This is a genomic window from Novosphingobium sp. BL-A-41-Hi4B-X5A, assembly GCF_055521705.1.
In genome coordinates this window covers 2,149,454-2,165,533 of record NZ_CM145500.1, presented here as the reverse complement: position 1 = coordinate 2,165,533, position 16,080 = coordinate 2,149,454, and the positions used below count along the sequence as shown (strand labels likewise).

Below are 16,080 nucleotides of genomic sequence, written 5' to 3'. Positions count from 1 at the left end.
ATCGGAATTGTCCACGGCTGGTTCATCCATTGCTGACTAGGCCGGGCGAACGGTGCTTGCAATGGCAGGCCAAATTTGCGACCCGCTTCAGCCAAGCTTGACCGGCAGAGGACCATTTCCTGCAATGACTTCGACCCAGGTGGCGCGTGAGCCTCTTCTTCAGCGGGCAAAACGCAAGGTGGTACGCTTGGCTGGGCCGGCCGGGATCTTCTTCAAGGGCTTTCTCAAGCACCCCGCCATGGTTGGCGCAATCGTCCCGTCGTCGAACCGCACGATCGAGCGCGTGCTCTCGGTGGTCGATTGGGAAGAATGCCGCCTGTTCGTGGAATACGGCCCGGGTGTCGGGACGTTCTGCCGCCCGGTGCTCGAAAAGCTGCGCCGCGATGGCCGCCTGATCGTGATCGACACCAACCCCGATTTCATCGCCTATCTGCAGAAGACGATCGGCGACAGCCGCTTCATCGCCGTTCACGGTTCAGCCGCCGACGTGGAGGACATCGTCAAGGCGCATGGCTTTGACCACGCCGACTATGTGCTTTCGGGCCTGCCGTTCTCGAACCTGCCCGAAGGCGTCGGCCCGGCGATCATGGGGGCAACGCATCGCGTGCTGCGCCCCGGTGGCGCGTTCCTGGTTTATCAGTACACCGCCCGCGCGCGCGATCTGATGGGCCAGTTCTTCCGCCGCATCGACAAGGGGTTCGAGCCGGTCAACATCCCGCCCTGCGTGATCAGCTGGGGCTGGAAGGAATAAGCGCTCAATCGAAGATCGAGCGGGTTTCCGAGGGCTGCCGTCCGCCAAGCTGGCGGTAGACCGCCGCCAGCACCGCAATGAAATAGATCAGCGCGCCCGAGGTTATGGCGCTTGATACCGCAGCCGTCAGCACGCGCTGCAACTCGCCCCCGGTCGTCAGCACCAGGACGACGCCGACCAGCATCATGGCCAGGCCATAGACCACCGCGAAGAGCAGGCCGAGAAGCACGAGGAAGGCCAGCAGGCGTCCCGAATTGCCCTGGGTCAGCGTCCACGAGCGGCGCAGCGCCTGGATCGGATTGCGCTCGCCCTCGATGGCAAGGACGGGCGCGACAAGCGCCATGCGCAGGCTGCACCAGACCATGGCCACGAACGCGGCAAGGATGACGACTGCGCCGATGGCCTGAACGCCGGTCAGCGCGGCCGCGCTCACCAGCACGAGGAACGCCATGCCAAGCGCGCCGCCGACGATGATCTGCGCCAGCACGTAAGGCCCCAGGGCGCGGAAACCGCGCGCGATGGCCTGGGCCACTGTCGGTCGTTCGGGATCGGTCATGACGATCAGCACGGTGACCGTCCCGGCCATCTGCAGCAGCGTGACGATGATCAGCAAGGGCAGCGACGACGTCCAGGCATCGGCCATGATCTCCATCATCCGGCCCGGCGGCGTGCCCGGGGCCATCTGCGGTTCGGGCACGAAGATCGAGAAAGCAAGTCCGGGCAGCAGGAAGAACACGCCGGCGATGGCCATCAAGACATCGCGGTTGGTCGCAACAAGGCGCGTGGCGGTCTTCCAGGCAAGGCTGCTGTCGAGTTTGCTGTCAGGGCGGGGCGTCATGGCGGGGTCAATAGCAGCGTCGGACGATCACGTCGAACGTCAGTTTTGCGTGTCCAGCCTCTTGTCACCCGTCCAGCGCTGGGCCATTTCGCAGGCCATGGCCCGAAATGAGACTATCGAAATCCGGCGTGAAAGCGCGCAAGTGCCCTATCGCGCGGCGCTGGACGAAATGGCCCTGCGCAATGCCGCGATTGCCGAAGGGACCGCGCAGGAACTGATCTGGCTGCTCGAACATCCGCCGGTCTATACCGCCGGGACCAGTGCCGCGCCCGACGAACTGCTCGATCCGCGTTTCGAGGTGGTCGAGGCCGGGCGGGGCGGGCGCTACACCTATCACGGGCCGGGGCAGCGCGTCGGCTATGTCCTGCTCGACCTGCGCAAGCGGGCGCGGGACGTGCGCGGTTTTGTCCATGCGCTCGAAGGCTGGGTGATCGAGACACTGGCCGACTTCGGCGTCGAATCGTGGCGGGCCGAAGGGCGCGTCGGCATCTGGACTCACGGAGCGGACGGGCGCGAGGCCAAGATCGGCGCGATCGGCGTGCGCATCCGCCGCTGGGTGACGATGCACGGCTTTTCGGTCAATCTCTCGCCCGATCTCTCGCACTTTGGCGGGATCGTGCCCTGCGGGATAGAGGAATTCGGCGTGACCAGTCTTGCCGCGCTGGGCAAGGAGGTTACACCGGAAGCGTGGGACGAGGCGCTGCTCTCGCACCTCGACCGTTTTCTCGAACGTCTGGATACGCCGTGCCCGCCATCAGCCGCCTGATTGTCCTCCCGCTCGCTCTTGGGCTCGCACTTGGTGGTTGCGGCAAGAAAGCCGACGACAAGGCGGCGGCGGCAGCCGGTGCGGAGGTTCTGCCCGGAACGATCTCGGACGACATGATCGACCTCGATACGTCCACGGCATCACCGCCGTTGGCACCGGCCCGCACCGAGAAGAAGAAGGCAGCAGCGCCCTCGGCAAGCGAAGCCGCTGCAGAAGCACCGGTGGCTGGCGATGATCCCGCGGCCGGGGTGGCAGCCGGCTCAGCCGATCCCGAGTAACTGCCGCGCCATCCTCAGGTGCGGCTGATCGACCATGCGGCCGTTGTATTGCAACGTGCCGGCGTGGGGATTGGCGGAAAACAGGGCCACGATCGCGTGCGCCTCGGCCAGTTCCTCCTCGGTGGGGGCAAAGGCCGCGTTGATGATCGGCACCTGTGATGGGTGAATCGCCAGCATGCCGGTGAAACCATCAGCCTTGGCCGCTTCGGCGGCGCGGCGCGTGCCGTCTTCGTCACGGAAATCGTCGTAAAGCGTGTCGACTGCCCACACGCCCTTGGCATGGGACACCAGCAGGCACTGCGCGCGTATGAAACGGAAGGCATCCGTCCACGCGCCCGCGGCATCGCGCTTGCGGCTGGCGCCAAGCACGGCGGACAGGTCCTCCGCGCCCCAGGTCAGGCCCGCAAGGCGCGGCATGGGCTCGTCGACGTAAGACGGGATGGTAAGGGCGGAGCGCGCGGTTTCGCTGACCAACGGCAGGATTTTCGTGGCGCCGTTGGGCAGGCGATTGCGCTGTTCCAGTTCGTAGATCTCGGCCGCCACCATGCGAATCTGGTCGGGGCCTTCGCACTTGGGCAGCATCACGCCATCGGGCGCGCCGGCCATGACCACGGCGAGGTCCTCGCGCCACAGGCCGGTCTCGATTGCGTTGATGCGCACCCAGCGCGCCAGCGGGCGGTTTTCCGTCACGTGCTGGCGATGGATCGCCAGCCAGTCGCGTGCGAGGATGCGGGCCTGTGGCTTTGCCGCCGGAGCGACCGCATCCTCGAGATCCACGATCACCGCATGCGCGCCGGTGGTCATGGCCTTGCCCAGCTTCTTGTCACTGTCACCGGGAACGAAAAGCCATGATCTTGGCGGCATGCGGCATTGCTCCATTGTCAGTCGGCGGCGGCGGTTTCCTCCGCCAGCGTCGGATAGTCGGTATAGCCGACCTCGCCCGGGAAATACCACGTCTGTGGCACCCCCTTGTTCGGATTGATGTGCGCTCCGACACGGATGCGCTCGACCAGATCGGGGTTCGAGATGAACGGACGGCCGAAGCTGATTGCATCGGCGCGGCCCGAGGCGACGTCGGCTGCAGCCTGTTCGGGCGTGTAGTCGCTGTTGAGCACGAGCGGGCCGGTATAGATCGAGCGGATCAGCGCGTCCTGCTGCGGCACGTCGGTCTGCCCGAAGGTTCCATCGGGCCCCGGCTGGCGAAGTTCGAGGAAGCCGATGTCGAGGTCCTGCAGTACCCGCGCCGCTTCGCCGAACGTGGCGGCGGGATCGCTGTCATCCGTGCCTTGCGAATCGCCGTTGGGTGACAGGCGGACCGAGACGAGGTCCTTGCCCCATACCGCGATCAGGCGTTCGACCACTTCGCGCAGGATGCGTGACCGGTTCTGCGGCGAACCGCCGTAGTCGTCATCGCGCAGGTTGGTGCCATCGCGCAGGAACTGGTCGATCAGATAGCCATTGGCGGCATGAAGCTGCACGCCATCAAAGCCGGCGTTCTTGGCGTTTTCCGCAGCCAGGCCGTAATCATCGACAAGGCGTGGCATCTCGTCGAGGCGCAGGGGCCGCGCCGTGGCGAAGTCCTGCTTGCCTTCCGGCGTGTGCGCCTGCCCCGGCGCGCGGGTGGCCGAAGCCGAGACCGGCGGTTCGCCACCGAGGAAGTACGGGTGAACAATCCGGCCCATGTGCCACAGCTGCATCACGATGCGACCGCCCGCCTGGTGTACGGCTTCGGTCACCGGCTTCCACGCTTCGGTCTGTTCTGCCGACCAGATGCCCGGTGCGCTTGGCCAGCCAAGGCCTTCGCGGCTGATGCCGGTGGCTTCGGAGATGATCAGCCCGGCGCTGGCGCGTTGCCGGTAGTATTCAGCCATGACCGGCGTAGGCACGCCTTCGCTAGTGGCGCGGCCACGGGTGAGCGGCGCCATGATGACGCGGTTCGGTGCTTCGATCGCGCCGAGGCGCAGGGGCTGGAACAGCGGTTCGTGCATGCTAGAGGACCTTTCCGAAGATAACGGGGAAACGCCAGATTTCGCCCTAAGTTTCTCTTTGCAACTGGATTAGGCTGCGCCCATGACGAATTCAAGTGACGCAGACCTGTCATTTCGCCCCACACCGAAGCATTTCCTTGCACTGCTGACAGGAAACATTGCGCTGGCGCTGGGGCCATGGTTCGTGCGCATTGCCGATAGCGGGCCGGTCTCGGCGGGGTTCTGGCGGCTGGCACTGGCGCTGCCGTTGCTCGCCCTGTTTGCATGGCGCAGCAAAGAACCGTTGCGCGGCCACCCGGCCAAGGACTGGTGGTTCATTGCTGCTGCGGGCGTGGTCTTCGCGCTCGATCTTGCCAGCTGGCACGTCGGGATCGAGCGGACCAAGCTCGGCAACGCTACGATGTTCGGGAATTCCGGCAGCGTGATCCTGATGGTGTGGGGACTGGTGACGATGCACCGCCGCCCGCACTTGCGCGAGTTTGCCGCTGTGGCGACGGCGCTGGGCGGAGCGGGGCTGCTGCTGGGCCGCTCGATGGAGATCGATGCGCGCACCCTGGCAGGAGACCTGTTCTGCATCCTCGCCGGGCTGTTCTACGTGGTCTACATCCTGCTGGTGCAGAAGGTGCGCGAGCGACTGCGCCCGTGGAGCCTGCTGTTCTGGTCAAGCCTTGCCGGTTGCCCGGTCATGCTCGGCACGGCACTGGCGATGGGCGAGCCGGTACTGGCGCACAACTGGTGGCCGCTGATCGGGCTGATGCTGGCGAGCCAGATCGTCGGCCAAGGCTTGCTAGTCTATTCGCTCGGCCACTTTCCGCCGCTGGTGATCGGCCTCGTCCTGCTCACGCAACCGGCCGTGTCGGTCCTCGTCGGCTGGCTCTCGTTCGGCGAAGTCCTCGCCCTGCCCGACGCCATCGGCATGGCGCTGGTCGGCGCCGCGCTGGTACTGGCGCGGCTAGGCGAGGGAAGGAGCGCCTAGCTCAGCTGCCGAACGGCCGCGCGCCCAGGTCGCCGAGGCCCACGGTGCCGCTGGCCATGTCGAGCATGCGGTCGAGGCTCTTCTTGGCAGCGAGGCGCAAGGTTTCGTCCATCTCGATGCGCGGCTGCAGGTCGCGCAGGGCGAGGTAGAGCTTTTCCATCGTGTTCAGCGCCATGTACGGGCAGATGTTGCAGTTGCAGTTGCCGTCTGCGCCCGGGGCACCGATGAAGGTCTTGTCGGGGACGGCCAGTTCCATCTGGTGGATGATGTGCGGCTCGGTCGCCACGATCAGCGTATCGCCGGGCATGGTCTTGGCAAATTGCAGGATGCCGCTGGTCGAGCCGACGTAGTCGCAATGGTCGATGATGTGCGGCGGGCATTCAGGGTGGCCCGCCACCGGAGCGCCGGGGTGCTGCGCCTTGAGCTTCAGCAGCTCGGTCTCGCTGAAGGCCTCGTGCACGATGCACACGCCCGGCCAGAGCAGCATGTCACGGCCGAACTTGCGGTTGAGATAGCCGCCGAGGTGACGGTCCGGCCCGAAGATGATCTTCTGCTCGCGCGGGATCTGGGCGAGGATCGTCTCGGCGCTGGAACTCGTGACGATCACGTCCGACAGGGCCTTCACCTCGGTCGAGCAGTTGATGTAGGTCAGCGCGATGTGATCGGGGTGGGCTTCGCGGAACGCCTTGAACTTGTCGGGCGGGCACGAATCCTCGAGGCTGCAGCCGGCGTCCATGTCGGGCAGGACCACGATCTTGTCAGGGGACAGGATCTTGGCGGTATCGGCCATGAACTTGACGCCGCAGAACGCGATGACGTCGGCATCGGTTTCAGCGGCCTTGCGCGAAAGCTCGAGGCTGTCGCCCACGAAATCGGCAATGTCCTGAATTTCCGGGCGCTGGTAATAGTGCCCGAGGATCACCGCGTTGCGCTCCTTGCGCAGACGGTCGATCTCGGCGCGCAGATCGAGGCCGGAAAGGTTCAGGGGCTGGGCAGTCATCGTGTCACATCCTCCCGCCCGCTTGGGCGCGCGGGCGAGAGGCGGACTTAGGGACCTCAACCCGCCGCGGCAATACCTTCTGCCAGCGAAACGAACGGCGGGAACACGGCAAGGCCCATGACCACGCCGAACAGGACCACCACGGCCAGTGCGCTGAAGCGGGTGGCGGGATGCACCGATCCGGTCTCGCGCAGGTCATGCATGGCGATCAGGCCCACGGCAAAGAGCTGGAAGGCGCCCTCGACAATTGGCGTCAGCGTCGGCCCGAGGATCGGCGCGGGCACGAGCCGTCCGATGGCAGGTTCGAGGATCAGGATCATCGCGCCCATCATCAGGCGGCGGTGCCACTGGGTTTCGCGGCGCATGGCGATCGCGGCGATGACCATCGCGGCGAACAGCGCGGTGCCGATGTGCGTCAGCGCCAGGAAATAGGCATTGCTGAAGAATGGCGGCACGCGATGCAGTTCGATCGCCATGCGGCCGGTGAACATGCCAAGCCCGGCGATGAACAGGACGAGCGCCAGCGACACCCAGCCGAGCTTGCGGTGCAGCGCGATGTTGCCGGTGAGCGCCAGCTGGTTCTGCAGCACGAACATGCCGAGCCATGACAGCATCGCCACGCCGTGGAGATGGACCCAGACCGGTGCGGTGGACGGCGTGGCCATCCCGCGCAGGGCCCACTGGCCGAACGCGAAGACGACGAACACCGCCATGCCGATGGCCATGCGGGTGAAAAAGCGCTGATCGCGCGAGTACGGATAAACGGTATTGATTGCGGCGGTTGCCATGAGGTGTCTCCACCAGTCCCGAGGCGCCCGCTAGGCGATTCGGTCCGATCTGGCGGTGACGTCAGTCACACTTGCAACCATTTCGCCAGGGCTGTCGCCCTTTACTTGTCGAACGTGACCTCGACCTTGGCCTTGCCGTAACCCGCCACCTGCAGGGGGATCGACAGATTTTGGGCGATGGCTTCCCGGGCGGCCTGCCGGGCAAGGTTCATCAGCACGGGATTGGCCGCCTGCTGCACCGCCTGCGCTTCGGCAAGCCGTGTGTTGTCGCGGGTCAGCTTGTCCTGGGCATCGCGGCTGATCCAGATGCCGTCGCGCAAATACTGCGCCCGCGCCTCATCGAGATTGGGACGGCTGACGGTGAGCGGCGGCAGGCGGACTGCAAGGGTCTGTCCTTCCGCATTCCACGTCAGGCGGTCACGGCCAACTTGCGCCAGGTTGATCGTGTAGTCGATCCGCGCCGGGATTACTGCGACCTGTTTGGAATTGACGAGGCCGAACAGGCGGGAATCGTTGCTCGATACGACAGGGGCAAGCTCGGCGCTGAACACTGTCAGCTTGTCCTGTTTTTCGAACGCGACGAGACTGGTGGAGAGTGGATCGCCAAGATCCTCGGGCTGCCACCATTGCCAGGCGAAGAAGGCTGCCGCTGCCAGCGCGACAAGGAACAGGCCCCAAGGCAGCAAGGAGGCGCGCGCCAGCGAAGGCGCTGCCGGTTTGGTCGTAGGGCGGGTGGTCAGGCCTGGATCATCCATGTCTCATCCTCAACCCTCACCCGTCCCTGACGTTCCAGATCGAGCAGGTGGGCAAGCACCGAGCGACCTGCTGCACCGTGGAGCCGCGGATCGAGGCCCTTGTACATGGCGCTGACGAACTCGGGAATGGCGTGCGGTCCGCCGTCTTCCAGCAATCGCAGGATCTGGCGTTCGCGCTGGCGGCGATGGCCGAGCATGCCGCGCACGAGCTGGCGCGGGTTGTCGATCTGCGGCCCGTGCGCGGGATAGAGCACGCGATCGGCGCGATCGTGGAGCTTCTGCAGGCTCGCCATGTATGCCGCCATGTCGCCATCCGGCGGTGAGACAACCGAGGTGGACCATCCCATCACGTGATCGCCGGTGAACAGCGCACCGCTTTCCACCACGCTGTAGCACAGGTGGTTGGAGGTATGGCCGGGCGTGGCGACCGCTTCGAGCGTCCAGCCATCGCCCGAAACGCGCTCGCCATCTGCGAGAACGCGGTCGGGCATGTATTCGGCATCGAAAGCGGCATCGGCGCGCGGTCCGTCGTCCTCCATGGTCAGCGGCGCGCAGCCGATGATCGGGGCGCCGGTGGCTTCGGCAAGGGGGCGCGAGGCGGGGCTATGATCGCGATGGGTGTGGGTGCAGACAATCGCGACGATCCTGGCATCGCCCACTGCGGCGAGGATGGCGTCGAGATGGCCTTGGCTTTCCGAGCCGACGACATGGTCCATGCCGTAAGGGCCGGGATCGATCACCGCCACGTCCTTGCCAGCTCCGACCAGATAGGTCTGCGTGCCGGTGAAGGTGTAGGGCGAGGGGTTGGGGGCGAGCACGCGGCGCACCAGCGGTTCGAGTTGCTCGGCGCGGCCGACGGGCCATTCGCTGCGGTCGGGGATCGGGGGCATCTGGGCCATGGGCGGGGTATGGGGACTGCAACGCCCGGGCGCAACCGCGCAAGTCATGTCGGATTGCAGTGGATGCCGCTACCGTGCCGGCAGATCAGGCGGCGCTTGAATGATCCTCGACAGCACGGGCAAGGCGGTCGCGCAAGCGTTGCACGGCACTGCCATTGGCGATGGCCTCGGATCGCCACGCCTGTTCCAGCCGCTGGATGCGCTGGTAAAGCCGCTGGCTGTCGTGAACCAGCGCCTGCACGTCCTGCGGCAGGTTGGCGACGACTTCGCGATCGCTGTCGGGAAAATTCGCGATCAGGCGGCCATGGCGGCGCAGTTGCAGCTCCGAAAGCTCGCCTGCGAAGTGGGCGCGATGATTGAGCAGCCAGGCGAGGCAGTGCATCACGCGTGTCGTCGTGCGCAGCGCTTCACAGCTTACCTGCACGCGCCGCAGATCCTCGTCATCGGCGACGATCTGGTTGGTCTCCTGGCGCAGCCGTTCGAATCGTGTGCGCACCTGATCGGCAAGACCGAGCGCCTCGGCATGGAGAGCGTCTACGATACGCGGATTCAGGCTCGGCAACAAAGGCATGAAATGCGCATAGCCCGACCGTCTTTGTTTCGCCAACATGACATCGAACCAAATCTGTCCCGTTTCGTGAACGTTTCTTAACGGGACACTCGCGCATTGCCGAGCGCGTGATTCAACTATCTGATTTCAGGCGATGATGTCGGGAATAAGGTAATCCTCGATCATCGCGATCTGGTCTTTCAGCAGCAATTTGCGCTTCTTGAGACGGGCGATCTGCAACTGGTCGCGCGCACCGTTGAGCGAGAGCGCGTCGATCGCCGCGTCGAGGTCACGGTGTTCGATACGCAGCGCAGCAAGCCGCTTGCGCATTTCCTCTTCGGTCACGTTCCGCCCAACTCCTTCGACCCGGTGAACCGGTCGTAATCTGCGACTTACGGCATAACCCGTAAAGTGCAACGCTCCGGCGCGGTTTGGCTTGCAAGATACGGCCAATGTGGGAGCATGACAACGCGCCGCCTGTTCGAGTCGTGAAGAACCGGCCGAAAGGTTGCGCCGCCCCGCACGGGGATGGCCTCGTGCGGTTTTCTGAAGGGGGCTTTCCCTTAAGGAGGAAAAAGCATGGAATCGACGCACATCAGCGCACTCCAGACAAAGCACGCCGGACTTGAAAAGCAGATCCAATCGGAAATGTCCCGGCCTCTCCCTGATGAAACGCTGGTGGCTCAGCTCAAGAGAAAGAAGCTGAAGATCAAGGAAGAGCTATCGCGCTTCCACTGATCCTTGCGCGCCTCAAGGCAACACACGGAGCCGCCCGATCGGGCGGCTCTTTTTGCATCGGCAACTCGCCATTCTCTACCTGCATAGCTATCCGCAGCATAATCGCCTCGGTATCGGATTGTGCGCAACATTCCCAAACCGCGCGCACTAGGCTAATCCATGTCCATGCTCAGTGCCGTGACCTCTGCCCGACAAATCCTGACTTCGCTGCACGAGGTCATGGCCTCGCGCGCGGGTGCCCAGGCCAAGCTGAACCAGATCGTCGAAGTCATCGGCGAAAATCTCGATTCAGAGGTGTGCTCGATCTACCTCCTGCGCGAGGGGATGCTCGAGCTCTTCGCCACGCGCGGCCTCAACCAGGCGGCGGTCCATGTCACCCGGCTGGCCGTGGGCGAGGGTCTGGTCGGCACCATCGCGGGCAATGTCGAGACGCTGAACCTTGCCGAGGCAGCGGCGCATCCCGACTTCGCGTTCCGTCCAGAAACGGGCGAGGAAAAGTTCCACTCCTTTGCCGGTGTTCCGATCGTGCGGCGCGAACGCGCGGTGGGCGTGGTTGCGGTTCAGCACGTCGAACCGCGCCGCTACGAAGAGGTTGAGATCGAGGCGCTGCAGACGGTGGCGATGGTTCTTTCCGAACTCATCGCCAATGCAGAGCTGATCGACGACGAGGAAACGCTGGGGGTGCCGGCCCACCTTACCGGGCCGGACCGCATCAAGGGGCTGACCCTGGTGAAGGGCCTCGCCAGTGGCGTTGCCGTCTATCACCAGCCCCGCGTCACGATCGAGCATGTCGTCGCAGAGGACACCGAGGCCGAGCGCCAGCGCGTCTATCTGGCGTTCGACAAGATGCGCGAACAGATCGACCGCATGGCCAGCCAGGCGGAATTCGGCGTAGGCGGAGAGCATGAGGAGGTGCTCGAGACCTACCGCATGTTCGCCTATGACGAAGGTTGGTCGCGCCGGATCAACGAGGCGATCGATTCCGGGCTCACGGCAGAAGCGGCGATCGAGCGCGTGCAGCAGCGCACCCGCATGCGCATGCGCCAGATCGACGACCCGCTTCTGGCCGACCGCATGCACGATCTCGAGGATCTGTCGAATCGCCTGCTGCGGATCGTCTCGGGTCAGCTGGGCACCGCCGCCAGCATGGGCCTCAAGGGCGATGCCATCCTGATCGCACGCAATCTCGGCCCGGCCGAACTGCTCGAATACGATCGGCGGCGCCTCAAGGGCGTCATTCTCGAGGAAGGCTCGCTCACCGCGCATGTCGTCATCGTGGCGCGGGCCATGGGCATACCGGTGGTCGGCCGCATGCGGGCGCTGCGCGGCAAGGTGCGCGATGGCGATCACCTCCTGCTCGATGGCGATCAGGGCGTGGTCGACGTCCGCCCCGCACCCACGCTGATAGAAGCGTTCGAGGCGCGCTTTGCCAGAAACCGCGAACGGCAGGCCCATTACGCCACGATGCGCGAGGTCGAGCCTTTCACTCGCGACGGCACGCGCATCGCCGTGCTGATGAATGCGGGGCTGCGCGACGATACGCCAATGCTCAACCTCACTGGCGCGGATGGCATCGGCCTGTTCCGCACCGAGTTCCAGTTCCTCGTTTCGGCGACGCTGCCCTCGCGTGAGCGCCAGACCCGGCTCTATCGTGATGTGATGGACTCGGCCGGCGATCGTCCGGTGGTGTTCCGCACGGTCGATATCGGCGGTGACAAGGTGCTGCCCTACCTGCGCCATAATGACGGTGAGGCCGAGGAAAACCCTGCCATGGGCTGGCGCGCGCTGCGCGTGGCGCTGGAACGCGATGGCTTGCTGAAGGTGCAGGCCCGCGCCCTGCTCGAAGCCGCGGGCGGGCGGACGCTCAACGTCATGTTCCCGATGGTCACCGAACCGTGGGAGTTCGATGCCGCCAAGGCCGTATTCGATGGCCAGCTGGCCTTCCTGCGCAAGCAGAAGAAGATCCTGCCCGAGGCGATCCGCTATGGCGCGATGCTCGAAGTCCCGGCGCTGGCCGAGTGTCTCGACCTGCTGGCTCCGAAGCTGTCGTTCCTGTCGATCGGCACCAACGACCTGACGCAATTCCTGTTCGCCGCCGACCGTGCCAATCCCAAGCTTGCCGAACGTTACGACTGGCTCAGCCCGGCCATCCTGCGCTTCCTGCGCCGCGTGGTGAACACGGTTGCGCCGTTCGGCACCGACGTGACAGTCTGTGGCGAGATGGGCGGACGCAGGCTGGAGGCGCTCGCCCTGCTCGGCCTTGGCATCACGCGTCTTTCGATTACGCCTGCGGCGGTCGGGCCCGTCAAGGAACTTGTCCGCAAGGTCGATGTGAACGAGATTCGCGCGGCAATGGCCGGCTGGCTGTCCGAACCCCCGCAAGACCTTCGCGCTGCGATTGCCGAATGGGCCGCCGCACGCGGGATCGAGTGCGACTGAGGGTGGCTCAGGGGCGTTTCGTCGTCGAAATCCGCCAATCTTCGTCGAAAGCCGTTGACAATCGCAGGGGCGACGCGAACCCTGTTAACGGGTTGCAAAGCATACGCGGAAGACGGGAGTAACGCCTTGGCTGAAGCCGGCGGTCTGCAGGACATTACCAATATCGACACCACGCCCATGCCCGCCGGGCAGCCGGGCCCGCAAAGCGTGGGCGAAATGCTGCGCGCGGCGCGTGAGGCCGCAGGGCTGGACATCAAGCAGCTTTCACAAGCCACGCGGGTAACGACGCGGCATCTGCAGGCGCTTGAGGTGGGCGATTATGCCGCCTTCCCCGGACGGCCCTACACGCTTGGCTTTGCCAAGAGCTACGCCAGAGCCGTCGGCCTCGATGACAAGGCCGTTTCCGAGGCCGTGCGGGCCGAGCTTGACCGGCAGGCGCCGCCACCGCCGCCGCGCGTGATCAACCAGTTCGAGGTGGGCGATCCTGAAAAGACGCCTTCGCGGCTGACTGCGTGGCTTGCCACAGGGCTGGTCATCGCCATTGCGCTGGCGGGGCTGGTGTTCTGGCGCAGCTATTACCTGCCGTCTGCCGAACTCCCGCCGCTGGTCGGGCCGGAAGAGGCGAGCCCGGCGCCGAGCCAGGTCGCCGCCGCTGCACCGGCTCCTGCACCGACCGGCCCGGTCGTGTTCACGGCCACCGAAGATCGCATTTGGGTGAAGTTCTACGACGGCACCGGCAAGCAGATCCTCCAGAAGGAACTGGCCAAGGGCGAAAGCTTCACCGTGCCGGCCGACGCGCCCGAGCCCAAGCTGTGGACCGGGCGTCCCGATGCGCTTGCGATCACGGTGGGCGGGCAACCGGTTCCGCGCATCGCCGAGAAGGAAGGCATCGTTAAGGACGTGGCGGTCAGCGCAGCGGCCTTGCTGGCGCGCGGTACTGCGGCGGCCACGCCAGCTCCTGCGGCGACGCCTTCTGCGGCGGCCCCGGCCGCACGACCTGCCCCGCCCCGCCGTGTGCAACAGTCCGCTGCGGCAAGTGAGCCGACAACGGCTCCGGCTCCGGCCGCAGCCCCGGCAGAGGGTACGCGGCCACCTGCTGCCCAGCGCTGAGGCGACGGGCCGAGGCGGATAACCTGCTGGCCGGTCTCGACTTGGTGCAGGCTATCGGGCAAACTTGCGGCGTTGATTGAGGGTGCGCGGGGGATCGTGCGCCGCTGAACGGGAACGACCATGACCATGACTTTCCGGCGTGCTGCGCCGCTTGGAGCCCTCCTTCTGGGGCTGACCGCCCCGATCGCTGCGCCGCTGCTGGCCCAATCCACTGCGCAGAAGACCACAGCCGCGCCGGTCGACCCGGAAATGCGCCTGCGCCGGATGGAGGCGGAAATCCGCGCGATGCAGCGCAAGGTCTTCCCCGACGGCGCCGGCAAGACATTCGTTCCTGAAATCACCGCAGGCCCGACGAACACCACACCGGTTGGCGCGCCCGCCTCGTCCGCGGTGACCGACATTCTTGCGAGGATGGATGCAGTCGAGGCGCAGATGGCGCGGCTGACCGCGCAGGTCGAAGAGGGGCAGAACCGCTCGGCCAAGATCGAGGAGCGGCTGGCCAGGCTTGAGGCCGCTGCCGCGCCGCCGCCCGAGGAACCGGCGGCGACGCCAGCGCCTGCCGCGACGACGACGCCCGCTCCTGCGACAGTGACGCCGAAGCCCACGACGCCAGCCGCTGCCAAGCCTGCTGCAACCAAGCCGGCCGAGACCAAGCCTGCAACGCCTGCCGCAAAGCCGGTATCGCCTTCGGCCGCGCGCGTGGCAGCTGTGCAGGCGATCGAGAAGCCGGCGACGGGTGATGCCGCGCTGGATGAATACAACTATGGCTTCCGCCTGTGGGAAGCCAAGTTCTATCCCGAAGCGCAGCAGCAACTGCAGATCTATGTCGATCGCTATCCCAAGCACAACATGATCAGCTTCGGCCGCAACCTGCTGGGTCGGGCCTGGCTCGATGATGGCAAGCCCGGCACCGCGGCGCAGTTCTTCCTGCAGAATTACCTTGCCGACAAGAAGGGCGCGCGTGCGCCTGACAGCCTGCTCTATCTCGGGATCGCCATGGTGCGCCTCAAGGATACCGAAAAGGCATGCGGCGCCTTCACGGAACTGGCCTCGACCTATCCCGATGAAGTCGCCGGTCGTCTCAAGGGCCAATACGATGGCGCCCGCGCCTCGGTGAAGTGCAAGTAATGGACTCGGGAATAGCCTGACCGCTGCTGCTGCGCGCTTTGCCGCGCAGTGGGCGGCGGTTGCCCCGCATGAGCCCGTCGGCCTTGCCGTATCGGGCGGACCGGACAGCCTCGCCATGCTGCTGCTGTTCCACGAAGTTGCGCCGCGCAACTTTCAGGTGGCCACGGTCGATCATGGCTTGCGGGCGGAATCGGCCGATGAAGCGGCAATGGTCGCTGCAATCTGCGCTGAGCGCGGCATTGCGCATCGGACTCTGGCGCTCTCGCTTGAAAAAGGCAGCGCCGTGCAGGAGCGGGCGCGGGCTGCGCGCTACGCGACGCTGGCGCAGTGGGCGCGCGACCAGGGTCTGGCGGCTATCGTCACCGCCCACCACGCCGACGATCAGGCCGAGACGATGGTCATGCGCCTCAACCGTGGTGTCGGCTTGCGGGGGTTGGCAGCGATGCGCCCCGTTGCACAAGTGCCGGGCGCTCCGGGCCTTACGCTGCTACGGCCCTTGCTGTCATGGCGGCGGGCTGAATTGCAGGCGGTTGTCAACTTGACCGGCCTTGCCGCGGCCGACGATCCTTCGAACCGCGATCCGGGTTACGAGCGGGTGCGCATGCGTGACGCTCTGACGTCAACCGATGCGTTTGCAATCATGGGTTTCGCCCGGAGCGCCCGGCACCTTGCCGAAGCCGATGCTGCGCTGGATTGGGTTGTCGGCCAGCTGTGGGAAAGCGTGACAACGGCGGGCGAAGGTTTCACGTGGAACCCGCCGCCAGGCCTGCCCGACGCCATCGCCTTGCGCCTGCTCGAGCGCGTGCTCGCCAGATTGGGCGGAGGGACGCCGCGAGGCGCAGAACTGGTCCGCTGGCTTGAAACCCTGCGCCAGGGCGGCGTTGCGACGCTTGGCGGGGTAAAGGGGGATGCCCGGAGCGGCGGCTGGCGCTTCACCCTGGCGCCGCCACATTGCGCTTGACGGCATGCCCTATCGGCACAGGTCGCTGAAAAACCACATTCGCGCTATATTGCCAGTTACCCGATATTGAGAATCGGGGTGGCAATCCTACATTGCCTCCATACCCGCCCGCGTC

18 protein-coding genes are annotated in these 16,080 nt (G+C 65.6%); 9 read left to right on the top strand and 9 right to left on the bottom strand.

Annotated elements, in window-relative coordinates:
* Positions 1 to 124 precede the first annotated feature (124 nt).
* The gene (locus ACZ1JY_RS10490; RefSeq protein WP_118072828.1) at positions 125 to 751 is read left to right on the top strand and encodes a class I SAM-dependent methyltransferase; all 627 of its coding nucleotides are present in this window, start codon (positions 125 to 127) and stop codon (positions 749 to 751) included.
* Between the two features lie 4 nt (positions 752 to 755).
* Here ACZ1JY_RS10490 and ACZ1JY_RS10485 read toward each other — a convergent pair whose 3' ends face one another.
* Positions 756 to 1,589 carry a glycerophosphoryl diester phosphodiesterase membrane domain-containing protein gene (locus ACZ1JY_RS10485; RefSeq protein WP_465129231.1) on the bottom strand — a complete coding sequence of 278 codons (834 nt, stop codon included), beginning with the start codon at positions 1,587 to 1,589 and terminating at the stop codon, positions 756 to 758.
* Positions 1,590 to 1,686: 97 nt separating this feature from the next.
* Between ACZ1JY_RS10485 and lipB the strand changes: the two genes are divergently transcribed.
* Complete coding sequence (gene lipB, locus ACZ1JY_RS10480) at positions 1,687 to 2,355, top strand: lipoyl(octanoyl) transferase LipB (protein ID WP_465130897.1); 669 nt, start codon at positions 1,687 to 1,689, stop codon at positions 2,353 to 2,355.
* Positions 2,334 to 2,633, top strand: coding sequence for a hypothetical protein (locus ACZ1JY_RS10475; protein ID WP_465129230.1), 300 nt, complete (start codon positions 2,334 to 2,336; stop codon positions 2,631 to 2,633). Before lipB ends, ACZ1JY_RS10475 begins: the two co-directional genes overlap by 22 nt.
* Here the strand turns inward: ACZ1JY_RS10475 and ACZ1JY_RS10470 are convergent.
* Both ACZ1JY_RS10470 and ACZ1JY_RS10465 read right to left on the bottom strand, forming a co-directional pair.
* On the bottom strand, positions 2,616 to 3,497 hold the full coding sequence (locus ACZ1JY_RS10470) for an HpcH/HpaI aldolase/citrate lyase family protein (RefSeq protein ID WP_465129229.1): 882 nt from the start codon (positions 3,495 to 3,497) through the stop codon (positions 2,616 to 2,618). The genes ACZ1JY_RS10475 and ACZ1JY_RS10470 overlap by 18 nt on opposite strands.
* 17 nt (positions 3,498 to 3,514) lie before the next feature.
* Complete coding sequence (locus ACZ1JY_RS10465; protein ID WP_465129228.1) at positions 3,515 to 4,621, bottom strand: alkene reductase; 1,107 nt, start codon at positions 4,619 to 4,621, stop codon at positions 3,515 to 3,517.
* A gap of 82 nt (positions 4,622 to 4,703) precedes the next feature.
* On the opposite strand from ACZ1JY_RS10465, the gene ACZ1JY_RS10460 reads away from it, so the two are divergent.
* A complete protein-coding gene (locus ACZ1JY_RS10460; RefSeq protein ID WP_465129227.1) occupies positions 4,704 to 5,597 on the top strand; it encodes a DMT family transporter in 894 nt (297 codons plus the stop codon).
* A 1-nt stretch (position 5,598) separates the two neighbouring features.
* On the opposite strand, the gene nadA is transcribed toward ACZ1JY_RS10460, so the two are convergent.
* The 6 genes from nadA to ACZ1JY_RS10430 all read right to left on the bottom strand — a co-directional run bounded on the left by nadA (position 5,599) and on the right by ACZ1JY_RS10430 (position 9,934).
* On the bottom strand, positions 5,599 to 6,597 hold the full coding sequence (gene nadA / locus ACZ1JY_RS10455) for a quinolinate synthase NadA (RefSeq protein ID WP_465129226.1): 999 nt from the start codon (positions 6,595 to 6,597) through the stop codon (positions 5,599 to 5,601).
* 56 nt (positions 6,598 to 6,653) lie between these two features.
* Positions 6,654 to 7,385: an adenylate cyclase gene (locus ACZ1JY_RS10450; RefSeq protein ID WP_465129225.1), complete on the bottom strand. Its 732-nt coding sequence runs from the start codon at positions 7,383 to 7,385 to the stop codon at positions 6,654 to 6,656.
* A gap of 101 nt (positions 7,386 to 7,486) precedes the next feature.
* Positions 7,487 to 8,140 (bottom strand): DUF4230 domain-containing protein, encoded by a 654-nt coding sequence (locus tag ACZ1JY_RS10445; protein ID WP_465129224.1) that lies wholly within the window; start codon positions 8,138 to 8,140, stop codon positions 7,487 to 7,489.
* Positions 8,122 to 9,039: an MBL fold metallo-hydrolase gene (locus ACZ1JY_RS10440; protein WP_465129223.1), complete on the bottom strand. Its 918-nt coding sequence runs from the start codon at positions 9,037 to 9,039 to the stop codon at positions 8,122 to 8,124. Before ACZ1JY_RS10440 ends, ACZ1JY_RS10445 begins: the two co-directional genes overlap by 19 nt.
* A gap of 85 nt (positions 9,040 to 9,124) precedes the next feature.
* Complete coding sequence (locus ACZ1JY_RS10435; RefSeq protein ID WP_205525256.1) at positions 9,125 to 9,610, bottom strand: DUF1465 family protein; 486 nt, start codon at positions 9,608 to 9,610, stop codon at positions 9,125 to 9,127.
* A gap of 126 nt (positions 9,611 to 9,736) precedes the next feature.
* Positions 9,737 to 9,934: a YdcH family protein gene (locus ACZ1JY_RS10430; protein WP_039333267.1), complete on the bottom strand. Its 198-nt coding sequence runs from the start codon at positions 9,932 to 9,934 to the stop codon at positions 9,737 to 9,739.
* Positions 9,935 to 10,168: 234 nt separating this feature from the next.
* Between ACZ1JY_RS10430 and ACZ1JY_RS10425 the strand changes: the two genes are divergently transcribed.
* The 5 genes from ACZ1JY_RS10425 to tilS all read left to right on the top strand — a co-directional run bounded on the left by ACZ1JY_RS10425 (position 10,169) and on the right by tilS (position 15,965).
* Positions 10,169 to 10,327 carry a YdcH family protein gene (locus ACZ1JY_RS10425; protein ID WP_118072838.1) on the top strand — a complete coding sequence of 53 codons (159 nt, stop codon included), beginning with the start codon at positions 10,169 to 10,171 and terminating at the stop codon, positions 10,325 to 10,327.
* Positions 10,328 to 10,486: 159 nt separating this feature from the next.
* A complete protein-coding gene (ptsP, locus tag ACZ1JY_RS10420; protein WP_118072839.1) occupies positions 10,487 to 12,766 on the top strand; it encodes a phosphoenolpyruvate--protein phosphotransferase in 2,280 nt (759 codons plus the stop codon).
* Positions 12,767 to 12,892: 126 nt separating this feature from the next.
* Positions 12,893 to 13,876, top strand: a complete 984-nt coding sequence (locus ACZ1JY_RS10415; protein ID WP_465129222.1) for a helix-turn-helix domain-containing protein — start codon at positions 12,893 to 12,895, stop codon at positions 13,874 to 13,876.
* Positions 13,877 to 13,996: 120 nt separating this feature from the next.
* Positions 13,997 to 15,004, top strand: coding sequence for a tetratricopeptide repeat protein (locus tag ACZ1JY_RS10410; RefSeq protein WP_465129221.1), 1,008 nt, complete (start codon positions 13,997 to 13,999; stop codon positions 15,002 to 15,004).
* Positions 15,005 to 15,020: 16 nt separating this feature from the next.
* A complete protein-coding gene (gene tilS / locus ACZ1JY_RS10405; protein WP_465130896.1) occupies positions 15,021 to 15,965 on the top strand; it encodes a tRNA lysidine(34) synthetase TilS in 945 nt (314 codons plus the stop codon).
* Positions 15,966 to 16,080: the final 115 nt, after the last annotated feature.